The following is a 13,501-nucleotide window of genomic DNA, read 5'->3' on the forward strand; positions in this document are numbered from 1 at the left end:
CATACAGTGACAAATTACTGGCAATCAGCCCCTCAAAATTGGGGCATTAAGAGTTAGGTTTTCCAATAATACTCGCCTGGGTACCTTTGTTATCTTCCCAAAAGGCCAATTCTTTATACTTATCGAATAAATCAGGGGGTAAAATTGATCTTCTGGGATGAAACTCCACTTTTCGACTGACTTTGTGTAAACCCGAAGCGCCAATGCGCTCATCGAATTCAGATTCTTCGTAAACCACGTTGTCAAAATCATGGTTATATTCCGGCAAGCCCAAGAATTGATAGATTAAGGAAAGGCATTTTTGCGGGTATTGGGTTAATAAATCATAGTCTACAAGCAACAATTTATCTGAATACTCACCATAATAGGCTTCTTTTAATGCCATTAAAGGTTGGCCTATAGTGCCGTTAGACGCCATGAGTGACTCACAGCGACTATAAACTGTTTGGCGACTTGTAGGAGTAAACATGCGACTGTACTCAAATGGATTCTTACGATAAATGAGCTCAAAGCTATCCGCTATCCAAGCCGGATTTCGCACGCAGCAAACAACTTTGAAATCCTCAAATAACCCCTTGAGTTGATGCATACGGGCTGTCCATATTCGACTGGTATCAAAAATTACCGTCTTATCCAATTCTTCCTGATAGTAAGCATTGAACATAGCGGTGATAATATTCATGCGCTTTTCTGGACTAAAGAAGCTAAAAAACTCTGAGGACGCGCCTGTCTGCTCCAGCAATCCATTCATCAAACCGGCCACCGGGCTGGACATGGCAGCGTGAAAATCTGAATGCTGTCGTAGAATGCCCGCCAACAACGTAGAGCCCGAACGAGGCAGACCAGAAATAAAGTGGTAATGAGGCAAGGGTCTGTATCCGCTATTTTTTGTTTATTTTTATAGTAGTTAAAATTATAGGTAAAGAACAATAAAAACCGCCTGGCCAGATTGGGTAAGCGGTTTTATGAGTCAGAGTTCAGGTTACTCACATGCTAGTTTCTCGATGGGTATGTGCCCTCCAGAGCAAATGAATAATTAACAGCAAGGGAGGGGTTCTCAATGCTGAAAGCACTGCTATTGCCGGTGTTATCTACTGTCACTGTACCCGTAGTGCCACCGCCTCCGGTTACACCGCCCAAAGCAACTGTTGAGCCAGCATTGGCGGCCGTTACATAAGCCGATTGTAGTATTGGCGACCGACCACCACCATCATTGACAACTGCCAGATAGTCTCCAGACGCTGGCGTTTGAGTATCGGCGTTTGCAGTGGATACCTGCACGTCAGCTGCGGTTCCTCCGCCGGTTGGAGTGAAGGTTGCGTGGTGATTGTGGGACGGCAAGTTTAATGTGGAAAGCGTTCTTTCCCAATAACCGGACCTCTGCCCTAACTGATAATAGGGTAAACCGGGGCCCTGTCCACCTGTTTGGCTTGAACCGATGGCCATTCTACCCCTGAGATCCGGGATCCCGAATGTCGTTCGGCCATCACCTCCGTAAAAAGTACCCACTAAAGAATACACAGTCTGGAACTGCGCTATTGATAGTAGCTGCCCCGCACAAAAAGTCCATTGAGCGGGCGCAAAGGTAAAGCCAAGAGGGCAAATCTGGCCTATAAATGGTGTCATATCATTCTCCTTAAAGTCTAAAAGTACTAATCATTTAGGTTTAGTTAAGTTAGATAAATACTGCAGGTACCGCTTTAAACGATAGCCAAACCATCTAATTCCACTATTTCTGACTACTCACAATATGAGCCATCATCACATAACCCCGCTTCCTCTTTGACAGCACCTGCCATTCATCAGCAAAATGTACTGATTTGACAGACTTTTGAACTACTTTACTGCAACTGAGCGTAAAATTATTTTTTATACAAGGCGCATAATGCTAACCAAGTATTAGATGATAAAACCACTTTTGCCAATTAAATTATCAATATTTTTAGTATCTTTTAGTACCCAACACTCGCAATTTAATTTGAGAGGTTGTAATTTAGCCCGGCCCGTAAAGTTTAGAGGCTACATCAATTTTATGGGTAACAGCATAGGAGTAACCGGAATAATACCCTTGTTGAGTCACAACCACATCTATCGCAATAGCCTGCTCAATGGTCGCAACAATAAGCCCTTTTTCTTTGTCAACCTGCATCACAGTACCCGGTGCTATCCCGTATAGTGGAACATTGACCACAGCACACTGCATAATATTAAATACTCCCTGATTAGAACGTGCCATCACTCCCCCAAATAAGGGGTTCCTCGCCCTTGCAGCACCAACAATGTCTGAAGCTGACATACAATCCCAATCAATCCATTGATCCTTCTCTTGAAGTGCCCTGGCAAAGACATCATGCTTTGTAAAAGTGCGCTGAGTTTGTCTTTGCAGACCATTCTTTTCCCATAAATTGATGAAATTTGGGAGTATTTGACTCAGTGCTATGAGCATGGAGCCAGTCAAGGTTTGGATATTGTCATAGGGGTGAATAATGACCTCTTTCTGCATAACAATATCACCATCATCAACAGTATTGGTAAGATAGTGGATGGTTAAAGCTGTTGCGGGTTCATGATTATAAAGTTGCCAATAAATTGGCATGCTTCCCCTGTAATTTGGTAATGCTGAAGCATGAATATTAAAGATATCACCAGAGAAGTTTTCAATAACCTCACCCGGTAGTATCTGGCTAAAAAAGAACACCAAACCTAGATTACTCTGCCAGCTGTTTATATCCGAAAAGAGACTATTTAGCCTATCTGGTTGATAGACCGAATACGGGATTTGCTGCTGGTTTAAGTTGAATATTAATTGGTTCACTTCAGGGGAATCAACTTGCTCAACAATAACTCCTGCCAGTTTACCCATTTGCCGTAGATGGGTTATCAGACTCCAACTCATCATAGAAGAGCTAAATACAGATACTTTCGCGCTCATCACTGCTGCGACTCCAGAACCGGCATAAATCCGGGCAAACCATTCAAACGGTAGAAAAAGGCAATATCATCCCCACTGCTGACCAAAAGATCACCGGGCCGAGGGTCTCGCGGCTTGAAGTCAATGCAAATTGAAGTATCCGGTAAAGGTGAGGTAATCCCGGAGTCGTACTGATGGATAGATTCGTTGGCAAAGGTCTGAATACTCGCATAAAGAATTAACGTGCGCTTGGCAATATCTTCAATGCCAGTTGGAATATTGATAGTGGCACCACGAATCAATTGTTGATCGTCACTTAAAGTGATTTTCTCCATTTGCATCAAGGAGTTTTTGTCGATGGACATAACCGAGCCAAGCTCAACTCGTCGGTCCATATATTCCTGAGAAACCGTTTTACTGTGGGAGTATTCAACATCCTGCCACTGCTCTTTGAACTCTTCCGCTCCGACAACCAGTGCGCTGTTTATAACTATTCGATTTGGTACCATTGTGCCATTGATATCCAGAAATCGAATAAGATGATGAGCAATGCTCAAATGAGCTTCTTTACCGAAACCGTGCTGCATCGCCTCCAACAACAATATGTCCACCGTAAAGTCCGGCTCATACTCCGTCGCATCGGCCATGACAATATCATCGATGTATTCTTCAAGCTCGAGGTCACTGACAAGTTGCTTAAGCGCCTTAATTGCACCAGGTTGCAGGTCTACGAAAGTCACCTTCAGTTGCTCGTGTGTGATTTGTTGATGTTCTTTAACATAGCTCAATAGCGGTACGATCAATGGGGCAAAAGTTCCACAGGCTGGATAGAGCACCCTAACCGTCTCTTTACTCTCGAGTTGTTGTTCAATAGCCCTCAACAACCCCCTGGTAAAGGAGCTCACACGAAAAACATCTTTAATCGTGTTACTACAATTTAAGGGGGACATAATTAATCCATTTTTGCTGATAAACTGTTGAGTCAATAATTGCTCCGGAATATCCGCCTGTTTCAAAGACAGCATTGCATTTTCGTATAAGGTCTCGAATTGCTTGAGCAGGGTTTCGTAGGCGACCTCCTTTTCGCTCAAAATAGTGTTGGCGATATCCGTAAATGATTGTCTGAGTTTTACCAGACGTTCTTCTTCGGTGGTCACTCCAGCGAGTAGTTCATTTAACTGTGTACGCAAAGTCTGCTGAAGCAACCCCTGTGATACAGGATCAGGTTGAGCGAAAGTGGTTGGTTTTTCTGATGCCGGAGCGGTATGGTGAAGAGACGTAGGATGCTGTTCGCTCATTTTTATTCCTTGCGAGTTCTGTTATTTCAAGAATATTTTTTACTTATCTTATTGGAGGTGGATGTTTTTAACCCTGATTGAGATTAGCACAGGCTAACTTTTTTTGTTAACCAATCATTCACCTCGCAATCAAGTACAAGATTAATACGGCTGATGCTCCCTTTATTCTCTACAGAGTGAGGCTGGTCGGCATTGATATACCATAAATCTCCAGCTTCCATAGGCAGTTCAACGCCATTGCTGATAAAGCTAACCTCGTTATGAGTTTGTAATGGCACGTGTAGTCTTGCACAACCGTTTTCAAGATTAAGTCCTCTGTCACGATGCTCATTAATAAAACCCTGTGGCTGGAGCAGCATAAGCCGTATCGAATAAAAGCAAACAGGAATGGATTTGATAATAGCTTGAATTGATAGCAGCGACCCCAAGACAGGTAAGTCTACCCAATGCCTTCCTGTCTCTATTTGAAAAGACTGTATTATTGGGTGTGCTTCTTTATTTTCCCTGAGAGTTCGCAGTGGAAACACCCGCCAACTGCCTTCATAAGTATTTGTATTGACATGATCTACCCACTGAGCCGAATCAATTGAACTCAATTCAGCCTGAATTTGATTTTCAAAAAAAGGAAGCACATGTTTTAGTCTCAGAGATGACAGATGTTGCATAGTCAATCCAGATTTCAGAATTCAAAAATTATTAACTCGGAACTTTTAATTAAAACAAATTGGCCTGGAAATCCAGTGTAAATACTTAAAATTATGTTTATAGTAAATTTATCGTGGAATGATGGGGACATCGAAGAACAAAACAATGGAAAGCAAAAAATCAACTCAATCGGACACTATTGAAACTCATATTTCACAGCTTTTAAACCTACCTGATAGTGATCCGGACGGCAAAAAGCATATCGATGCAATGGCATCAATTTTGACAGAGATAACGGGAATATCCAGCGACTTTGATATGAATGCCTGGCAAGATGCTAATCTGGACACAGGTATCGCCATCTCACCTGTGCAAGCAGCCAAATGCACGGATCAGGTGATTCGAACAAAAAGGTTTATTCAGGGTGTAAAATCCTGCCTGGATAAAAAGCTAGCCATCAAGTCAGATGTAAATGTTCTCTACGCTGGTACTGGCCCCTACGGCATGTTGCTATTGCCGTTATTAACCCTCTATCAAAAACGTCCGATAAACGTAACACTTATTGACGTCCACAGCGAAAACACACAGGCAATTAAAAAACTAATTGAAGCATTGGATCTGGAAGAGTTTACCGAAGGAATTCATCATGTTGATGCCACAACCTGGCAGCCGGACGGAAGCATCCAATTTGATATTATAATTTCAGAAACTATGAATACGCTATTGGAGCGGGAACCACAAGTGAGTATTTTTAGCCATCTCGTACAATTTTTGTACGACGACGGCGATTTAATACCCGAACAGGTGCTTTTAGGTGCTCGTTTAAAAGCTTATGAAATTTATAATGAACCATTCATTGACCTCGGTAATTTTTTTACATTAAACAAGCTGTCCTGCCAAAAATTGTCTGATGGCGACAAGACGCCTCTTAGCGGGAGTATCGAACTACCGGAACGGTTCTCTGCAATGGCCTATCAAATGGTTCAAATGACAACGGACATTCAGGTCTATGAGAATATTTGGCTTCACGAAAATGACTGCAGTCTCAACAATGTTAAGAGCTATAAACGACTCAAGCTAAAACCCGGTGGACAAATCAAATTTACATATCACATTGATAAGGTGCCATTATTCGAGTTCGAGTTTCCGACAGGAAGTGTAACGTTCGATGATACCAAAGTGCCAGATTCAGCAAATACCACTATTAAACAATTAAATAGGTTTTGGCAGGCAACCCGACAACTCAATGAGGGCAATAAAGATAACACTTTCGCAGCAACAAACTACCAGACTTTCAGAGCATTTCACGATAAGTTCGATGTGGACTATGGCGCATCATTAGGGTTCATTTTACAATATCAACCGGACTTCTCTGAATTCGTTTCCTGGTTTGATGGTCAGTGCGCTCAATGAAATACCAGAGTCACATTAACGAGCTACTGGAGCACCAAGCAATTCATCTGAAAGGGGTAGTTCCCGCTGATGTATGTCAAACGGCAATATCAAAATGCTCAAAGATGTTGCCCCCTGGCGCCTCTGAACTTGCCACTAAGATCATCAGTGAATTGGAAGTTTTTGTTTTTAACCGCGATATCCGTGATTTTTTTAGCGCCTTTTATCAAGAGGACTTCTTAGTCAAATGGCCATTATTGGATGTTGTTTCTGATAACGCTCTCGAAACTTATTTGAGTACAACATGGCATTGTGATGGCCCTATGAAAGGGCTATTGAAATGCTTCCTGTACCTAAACCCGGTTTCTGAGCATGGCTGTAACACCTTGATTATTGACGAAGTAAGAACCAGAAAGTTGCAATCTGTCAATGCTTTGCCTCTTGAGCTTGAAAGGCGACACACTGATATTTCTGCTTTTTTGCAAACACTCGGTTTACCTGAGACGCCAATAGAATTCGATTTATGCGCCGGAGACTTACTTATTTTCGCCCCACATAAGCTTGCCCATCGTTGCCTACCGCCTCGTGCCGGAAAAATGCGCTATACCGTCTGCTTTAGCGTATTTCCTGAGTCTGCATTTAAATGCCAGATTAGTTAGCCCCCGGATGTCGAACTCAATTAAGAGCAGCTGGTCTTAACCAATGAGACATATTAGGAAAACCGTCAGGCCCTGTGCCGGGACTGCACATACCATAATAACTGAGTAATGGCTGACCTAGGGTGCCACCTGTTTCAAAACAGGTCAGAATTGACTCAGAAGCTCCCTTGTAACCTTCCTCGTGAAACACCACATTCGGCGGAATTGAGATAGCTTTCAATGCAGCATATGACCAGGCAATTGCAGCCATTTCTTCAGCATCACCCTGACCGCACTCTCGAACATTGTCAGTAAGCCCAGCACGTGATATCTCAGGTTCTATTGCAAGGTGTCCGGCTTCATGCAATACATCGCCTGGATATTTTAATTTTTTGGTGTCAATCACCAATGTTCCCCGGTAGATTTGCACCCCCGACAGAAAAGAGTCACCATGAATTTCCCCAAACCGCCAGGAAATACCTATCTCAGACAAAAATGCAGTGATCTTTTCCAGATATTCCAGACTTACTGGTTTTCCTGACATGATTATTCTCCGTTTTTAATGGCTATAAAAGTGGCTATCGGTTAATTATTCAATCAGATTTCGCATCAATAGGCACGAATTTGTAACCTGGCATTTTCAGCATTCTGAATTTGATTTCCAAAGGAACGCCGGAAACACAGCCAGGGTCTGCCATGACAATAGGGCTGGTCAGTCCATTTTGATATTCATCTAGCCGGATATCATCAATAAACTGAATATTGGTGGTACAAATAACTGCCCCGGTATCGGGCCATTTTTTCTTGAATTCGACGCGTTGCAATAATAAGTATTCTCCTTCTCTCTTATATCGTTGCCGAACATTTTTATCTAGTCTTATCAAAGGAGTAAGCGTTTTGCGGAATGGACTCAACTGCTTCAGAGACAATCCTCTACCGGGCTTGCGATGACTGTCGACAAAACTGAATTCTTTGGTCACATCTGACCAACATAGATCGACATTGATAGCCTCTGGAATCAGGATAGCGTGTGGCGCTAAAAATTGTGATAGGTGGTAAGTGATGGCAACCTGCCCCTCAGTCTGTAAACTGCTTAACATCACTTCGGATATCATCAAATCAAACAAAGCTGTGCTGTCAAACTCCAGAATATCGCAGTGGTGGATATGGCATTTCACGTTTGGCCTTTGAATCAAATTGAGAAAGTTTGCCAAACTTGCTAGCGACTGATTATTAATCTCAATGAGGTGTATTTCGATCCTCCCGGTCACTTTGCCTAATAACAATGGCAATATTAATGTCGCAAATGGACCACTTCCCGGGTACAACATTCGCAACGGCTCATGCCTGTCAGTTTGCAATTTTTCAATAGCAACAAGCAGGCTATGCCAATAGCATAAGGTCCGCGCAGTTCCAGTCAGACAGGAAGCAGCACCTCGTGAGGATATCAGCATTCCGGTTTCACCGAATTCATGATCCGTCGCTGATCCATGTAGCTTTAATATCGCATCCAACGCTGTAAACAACTCGTTCATCGCGGTTTCTTGTTTATGAAAATCTGTTTGGGACAATAAAAACTCCATTAAAAAACAAAGCTTTTCAGTTACATAATTACTGCTGTTTCCTTTTACCATATTGCTGACCTTGCACACATTTAGAGACTTGGTAATCAGTATAGATGGCTAGTGCATCTGAACAAATATACTGGCTTTACTTGTAGCAGTATCGAGTAGAAGTGCCTTTCTGAATAGCTTCGTCAACGTTGTAAGCTCGGTATAGGGACGAATCTGACTAATAAATGCAGAGTGCCCATTAATGATTAGTAATCAGACTTTTAAAGTATTCAAATCTGGATTTTTATGTTTTCTCCGGAACAGCTTTCTAAAAGTATTGCAGGGACAACGGCGTAAGTTGCCTCTTCAGATTGAATTGGAATGTGAGAAATATCAATAACAAGCCATTGTCCAATTATACGCTGCTTTCTTTGAAGCCCCAACTGGCCCTAAAATACCCAAATAGGACTAGATATATAAAAAAAAGAGCAGAACTTTGCTTTGCAACTCTCGCCATGCCGTTACCAATTGATGTGGTTTTTAAACAGCAGCCCTCTCAGCATGTAAAAACTTACCAGTGGTAAAAAATCAGATTGACCTGTACCTATAAATAGAAAACGCTTAGCGGATAAAAGGCAGCGCCTAAACAAACGGTTTTGACTTGTTAACACTTATCTTACCGTGTGCTTATCTGGCATCGTACTGGCCTCGGGCGGCTGAAAGCCGTATCGCTCTATTTCAAGTGAAAATACCTGGCCAATGATTGTAATAGACTCTTTTGTCCACGCCATAGCCTCAAGGTCTGTTCTACTGGCATTGACGTGTTTATGAACTGGGTAAACCGGAAATCCCCAGTCCTGAGATAGGGCATTCACAGCTTGTTCAAGTTCACTTGCGCGAACAGCGGGATCAAAGCTGTGCAAGCAGATCACCCTATCCACCCCCTTTGTGTACTCGATTTGACTTAAAAAGTGATTACTTCCGTTGGGTTTGGGGTAATGGATCTGCAAATGAGGCTCTTCAGGCCGCGGCATTCCCGCCGCCACCCAGCTTTCAAAATTGTAATTTTGCATACTGGGTTCCTGAAACAAAACCCCATGATAGGTAAAAAATGATAACTCTCTGTCCCAAGTATTTCTCACCACCACAAACGACCTGTACTCCCGCCATTTTTCTGGATAACGCTGTCTAATTTGCGCAGGCAGATTATGGTTCATTGTGGCAGTTCTGGGATCCATGGCGTCTTGAAAAGCATTACCCGTTAACATCTGCTTCAACGCCGCGCTAGCACATTTAGGGTTCTCTACAAGAATCAACCTTATATTGTCGTCAATCATTAATCAGATAATTGTCTCAAATGGCAAAAACAAGCATAAAGATATTAAGCTAGCACATTTAACTTTCAGGAAACTTAACTGGAAAAACAAGAGGCGAAAATCACCTGTAAAGTATTAAGCCAGACAAAACTGGCAGAAGCATATAGAACGAAACTAAAACAGATCGATGTCCGAATCTTCGACTGCCTTAGTTTGTTCCCTCAAGCGCCCTTCTTCCACCAGCTGCTCATAACAAAATACGGCATTGCGGCCATGTTCTTTGGCGTAATAAAGAGCTTTATCGGCACGCTCCATAAGTACCTGTTCATATTCTTCCTGGGAAGCTTCCGCAAACCCCACACTGACAGTTATCTTACCTACGAGCGGAAAACGATCTTCTTCAACATCCTTGCGAAAGTCGTTCAGCTTTTTGAAGGCATCAGAGCGCGTTGCAGGCTCCATGATGATTACAAACTCTTCACCACCGAAACGAAAAACGTAATCAGAAGAGCGGAAGTAGCCGGCCATTTTTTGTGACAAGGTTAACAGCACCTCATCCCCACAAACATGACCAAACACATCGTTAACTTTTTTAAAGTGGTCAATATCAATGATCACTAACCAAGGCTTGTCCTCAGGATGGGAAGCTCGTTGAGGAATCTCTTGCTGTAGCTTTTTCTGTCTGTGGGCTTGCTTGGCCAACATCTGGCGCAAGTGACGCTCATAGGAATGCCGGTTGAGCAACCCGGTGAGTTTATCTTTTTCACTTTCCACCAGCACCCGCAGATAATTGCCATAAATCCGCGCAAATGCACTGATCAATGACTTATTCTCAGAGGTAATATCCTCGGCTACAAGGTGCAAGGCTAACTTGCATTCCGCACCGGTTACCGGCACCCATAGCTCAGTTTTACCATTGCGATTCTCAGTCACAGAACGCTTCAAACTATCTATAGAGGTAACCAGCTGCATGGCTGGAGTATCGAGCCGCTGATTGGCATGCCAGACAAAATGAGGCTCTTCAGATTGAACTTTAAGTTCAAGAATGACGTTGATGGCGGGATTAGGCCAGCTGCGTTCTAACTCATACAAACAGGCTTTTTCGAAATAGACATATTCAGCGATGGTAGACAACAAACTGATGCCCACCGAATCGATATCTTTGTTATCGGTTAGGGTAATAACCGATTCGAGAATTTGTTTGTTCATTTCCTTGCCCCGTCATAGCCGCCCTTTATGATCGAGTCAACGGCCACAAAACTCAATTAAACTTTAGTCTTAACAAGGGCAATTCGCCAGTAAAAACAAACAACTATTTAGCAACTACTATTTGCTCAGCAAAGAACTTTTTGTAGTTGATTTTGATATCTTCAGCCCGAACCGCGCTAGCTATTTTTTCACGACAATGCTTATCTGCTAAGTTAACTTCTTTAGGCGCGACAAAGTGGTTGGAACGAAAAGAATAGAAGGTTTTTACTTTGGGCGAAAGCGGGTTGTCTTCATTGTGCTCGGTCACTAATGAAAGTTTTTCCGAATCCAGCTTTACCAAACTGCCCACCGGGTGTACCCCTATGTATTTAATAAACTTGTTAACCAAAGCTCTGTCTAACTCAGATTCCGTGCACTTCAAAATTATTTTTAACGCTTGATTAGGTGGCATACCTCTTTTATAACAACGGTCTGCCGTCATCGCATCATAGGCATCGACGATAGCAATCATACGACCGTAAATATTGATGTCATCTTCATCAAGTCCCATGGGGTAACCGGTGCCATCTAGTCGCTCATGATGTTGCGCCACCACATTAAACAAACGCTCAGTCACACCGTCCATTTTTTTGAGCACTTCCAAACCTTTAATAACATGGCCTTTCATGATGACCATTTCATCATCGGTGAGCTTTCCCGGCTTGAGTAAAATATTATCTGGAATTTCAATCTTGCCTATGTCGTGCAAGGTACCCGCTAGCGCAAGTTCTGAGACAACATCTTCATCCAGTTCCAGGTACTGAGCAAACGCGCCCATTAAGATCCCAACATTGAGAGAGTGTTCCAGCAAATAGGCGTCTTTTTCTCGCAAATGCGTCATACATAAAAGCGCGTTGGGATTTCTGTCAAGTGAGGCGACAAACCGGTCACTAACTTCTTTTATCGGTGCGAAGTTAACAGGTAACCCGGCTTTAATTGAGTGCAGTAACTTCTTTTGGATGTGCTTTGCTTCTTCATACAAAGCGCTGGCTTGCGTTAATTCGTCTTCCAGGGATACCGACACTTTTCGCGTCGCTTTGACCTGTTCTTCCGGCGCTGAGACTTGCCCTTCTTGTTGCAGCTCGTCGGATAAGTCACTTTTTTCAAGGTCGATCACCAGTGATACGATCCCCTTAGACTTGAGAAAAGCGATGGCATTTTCATTAGCAACCCGGCCTTGGGTCTTAACCTTCATATCCCCTTTTTGTTGATGTACGGCATCGACATACATGCCCACTTTAAGCTCAGCAACGGGCACAACCTTCATTTGACTCATAGAACTCAGGACACTCAAGACAACAATTGATTGTCATAATAGTGTAGCTTTTCGGCGGATCCAATCTTTGATTGTAATTTACCCACATTGGGCAAATTAGCTATCCATAGTCTGTTTAATTTTTTGTAGTAGCGCTTCATAACTAAAAGGTTTCTTTAATGCCTGCTGACATAAATCCTTTAAGCGTTGTGTTTGTAAAACCTCGTTTTTCTCAAGTTCTTTGGCATAACCTGTCATTAATACGATGGGCATTTTCGGCGCTAACTGCATAGCTCTTGAAGCCAATTGCAAACCATTCATGTTTCCTGGCATAACGATATCTGTTAACAATAAATCGTAATCCTGTTCAGATTTTAGCAGTTTGATACCTCGCTCAGCATTTGGTGCACAGTCAACAGTATAACCTGCCAGCTCCAATTGCTTTTGAATGATCTGCAATAATTCAATTTCGTCATCCACCACCAAAATACGCCTGCACTCCACTGCCATTGAATCCGATTCCATAGCAATCGCCTTCGCCGGAACACTGTCGGCAGATTCACTGGAAGATTGAGAAGATTCCTGTTCCATTAACTGATTGATTTGTTCCAACGCGGCAATTGCCTTAACAACTCGACTTTTTTGCTTAGTCTGGAGAGATTGGTCATCGTGCAATAATTCCAGATGCCCCTGCATGATACCCAACAAATTATTAAGCTTGTGTTTGTTTTTAGAATTCATGGATTCACAGCACCATCCGAGAAATAAAACCCTACCGCCTATTGAGCATAATATAATGTGGTTAAAAACACAGTTTTATCGAAGGTTATAACCAAGAAATTGGCTTTCTTGATTAACCTGAAATAGCTGCAATAAATGCTAATTGACACGAAAATGAAAAATAAATACTACTGAAGCCAAAACCACTATTGATATAACATATCATTTCATGCAGACTAGGTTTTGTTCAGGTACGAACAAAATAAAAGTATTGTTTCTGGCACTCAGCTACCGAATGGTTTAATAAAACTTTCACAAGTTAGTCATCTGTTTCACAAGTAAGTCTTATTAATGCAACAAAAAACTACGAACAATAAATTCTCCAACACCTGAACCTCTCACCAGACACCTTTCGGGGTTTTTAAATAACTCAAAGTGAATCTATAAGCACCTAAAATATATGACATAATTCGTTCATAAAATTGACTTTATTGTCACATTTAAGTTACTGCCTCGACACAAAAA

The 13,501-nt window shown here is 42.4% G+C and carries 13 protein-coding genes; 2 read left to right on the forward strand and 11 right to left on the reverse strand.

All coding sequences use genetic code 11. From position 1 onward, the window contains the following. Positions 1–46 precede the first annotated feature (46 nt). From AABA75_RS17275 to AABA75_RS17295, 5 genes are all read right to left on the reverse strand, one after another. Complete coding sequence (locus tag AABA75_RS17275) at positions 47–868, reverse strand: sulfotransferase (protein ID WP_338293992.1); 822 nt, start codon at positions 866–868, stop codon at positions 47–49. Between the two features lie 125 nt (positions 869–993). Beyond that, positions 994–1,626, reverse strand: coding sequence for a phage tail protein (locus AABA75_RS17280; RefSeq protein WP_338293993.1), 633 nt, complete (start codon positions 1,624–1,626; stop codon positions 994–996). Positions 1,627–1,993: 367 nt separating this feature from the next. After that, on the reverse strand, positions 1,994–2,932 hold the full coding sequence (locus AABA75_RS17285) for a methionyl-tRNA formyltransferase (RefSeq protein ID WP_338293994.1): 939 nt from the start codon (positions 2,930–2,932) through the stop codon (positions 1,994–1,996). After that, a complete protein-coding gene (locus tag AABA75_RS17290; RefSeq protein WP_338293995.1) occupies positions 2,932–4,209 on the reverse strand; it encodes a hypothetical protein in 1,278 nt (425 codons plus the stop codon). The genes AABA75_RS17285 and AABA75_RS17290 overlap by 1 nt, the downstream gene beginning before the upstream one ends. Before the next feature lie 83 nt (positions 4,210–4,292). Beyond that, positions 4,293–4,874, reverse strand: a complete 582-nt coding sequence (locus tag AABA75_RS17295; protein WP_338293996.1) for an aspartyl/asparaginyl beta-hydroxylase domain-containing protein — start codon at positions 4,872–4,874, stop codon at positions 4,293–4,295. A 145-nt stretch (positions 4,875–5,019) separates the two neighbouring features. Here AABA75_RS17295 and AABA75_RS17300 point away from each other — a divergent pair, with 145 nt between their 5' ends. Together AABA75_RS17300 and AABA75_RS17305 are read left to right on the forward strand one after the other, a co-directional pair. After that, positions 5,020–6,267: a hypothetical protein gene (locus AABA75_RS17300; RefSeq protein WP_338293997.1), complete on the forward strand. Its 1,248-nt coding sequence runs from the start codon at positions 5,020–5,022 to the stop codon at positions 6,265–6,267. Continuing rightward, complete coding sequence (locus tag AABA75_RS17305; protein WP_338293998.1) at positions 6,264–6,905, forward strand: hypothetical protein; 642 nt, start codon at positions 6,264–6,266, stop codon at positions 6,903–6,905. The genes AABA75_RS17300 and AABA75_RS17305 overlap by 4 nt, the downstream gene beginning before the upstream one ends. Before the next feature lie 16 nt (positions 6,906–6,921). Here AABA75_RS17305 and AABA75_RS17310 read toward each other — a convergent pair whose 3' ends face one another. From AABA75_RS17310 to AABA75_RS17335, 6 genes are all read right to left on the reverse strand, one after another. Next, a complete protein-coding gene (locus AABA75_RS17310; RefSeq protein ID WP_338293999.1) occupies positions 6,922–7,428 on the reverse strand; it encodes a hypothetical protein in 507 nt (168 codons plus the stop codon). Positions 7,429–7,477: 49 nt separating this feature from the next. Then, positions 7,478–8,518 (reverse strand): hypothetical protein, encoded by a 1,041-nt coding sequence (locus AABA75_RS17315; protein WP_338294000.1) that lies wholly within the window; start codon positions 8,516–8,518, stop codon positions 7,478–7,480. A gap of 590 nt (positions 8,519–9,108) precedes the next feature. After that, the gene (locus AABA75_RS17320; protein WP_338294001.1) at positions 9,109–9,510 is read right to left on the reverse strand and encodes a hypothetical protein; all 402 of its coding nucleotides are present in this window, start codon (positions 9,508–9,510) and stop codon (positions 9,109–9,111) included. A gap of 417 nt (positions 9,511–9,927) precedes the next feature. Next, positions 9,928–10,962, reverse strand: a complete 1,035-nt coding sequence (locus AABA75_RS17325; protein WP_338294002.1) for a GGDEF domain-containing protein — start codon at positions 10,960–10,962, stop codon at positions 9,928–9,930. A gap of 103 nt (positions 10,963–11,065) precedes the next feature. After that, complete coding sequence (locus AABA75_RS17330; RefSeq protein ID WP_338294003.1) at positions 11,066–12,277, reverse strand: HD-GYP domain-containing protein; 1,212 nt, start codon at positions 12,275–12,277, stop codon at positions 11,066–11,068. Between the two features lie 96 nt (positions 12,278–12,373). Continuing rightward, positions 12,374–12,997: a response regulator gene (locus AABA75_RS17335; protein WP_338294004.1), complete on the reverse strand. Its 624-nt coding sequence runs from the start codon at positions 12,995–12,997 to the stop codon at positions 12,374–12,376. Between the last annotated feature and the right edge of the window lie 504 nt (positions 12,998–13,501).

This window comes from Planctobacterium marinum, assembly GCF_036322805.1.
In the GTDB taxonomy this organism is placed as follows: Bacteria; Pseudomonadota; Gammaproteobacteria; order Enterobacterales; family Alteromonadaceae; genus Planctobacterium; species Planctobacterium marinum_A.

What these genes read in the sequence shown, in the direction of transcription:
- AABA75_RS17330 (WP_338294003.1), bottom strand. Translation starts at nt 12,277, where the DNA reads ATGAGTCAAATGAAGGTTGTGCCCGTTGCTGAGCTTAAAGTGGGCATG.
- AABA75_RS17325 (WP_338294002.1), bottom strand. Translation starts at nt 10,962, where the DNA reads ATGAACAAACAAATTCTCGAATCGGTTATTACCCTAACCGATAACAAA.
- AABA75_RS17290 (WP_338293995.1), bottom strand. Translation starts at nt 4,209, where the DNA reads ATGAGCGAACAGCATCCTACGTCTCTTCACCATACCGCTCCGGCATCA.
- AABA75_RS17295 (WP_338293996.1), bottom strand. Translation starts at nt 4,874, where the DNA reads ATGCAACATCTGTCATCTCTGAGACTAAAACATGTGCTTCCTTTTTTT.
- AABA75_RS17305 (WP_338293998.1), top strand. Translation starts at nt 6,264, where the DNA reads ATGAAATACCAGAGTCACATTAACGAGCTACTGGAGCACCAAGCAATT.
- AABA75_RS17310 (WP_338293999.1), bottom strand. Translation starts at nt 7,428, where the DNA reads ATGTCAGGAAAACCAGTAAGTCTGGAATATCTGGAAAAGATCACTGCA.
- AABA75_RS17280 (WP_338293993.1), bottom strand. Translation starts at nt 1,626, where the DNA reads ATGACACCATTTATAGGCCAGATTTGCCCTCTTGGCTTTACCTTTGCG.
- AABA75_RS17335 (WP_338294004.1), bottom strand. Translation starts at nt 12,997, where the DNA reads ATGAATTCTAAAAACAAACACAAGCTTAATAATTTGTTGGGTATCATG.
- AABA75_RS17300 (WP_338293997.1), top strand. Translation starts at nt 5,020, where the DNA reads ATGGAAAGCAAAAAATCAACTCAATCGGACACTATTGAAACTCATATT.
- AABA75_RS17320 (WP_338294001.1), bottom strand. Translation starts at nt 9,510, where the DNA reads ATGCAAAATTACAATTTTGAAAGCTGGGTGGCGGCGGGAATGCCGCGG.
- AABA75_RS17285 (WP_338293994.1), bottom strand. Translation starts at nt 2,932, where the DNA reads ATGAGCGCGAAAGTATCTGTATTTAGCTCTTCTATGATGAGTTGGAGT.
- AABA75_RS17315 (WP_338294000.1), bottom strand. Translation starts at nt 8,518, where the DNA reads ATGGTAAAAGGAAACAGCAGTAATTATGTAACTGAAAAGCTTTGTTTT.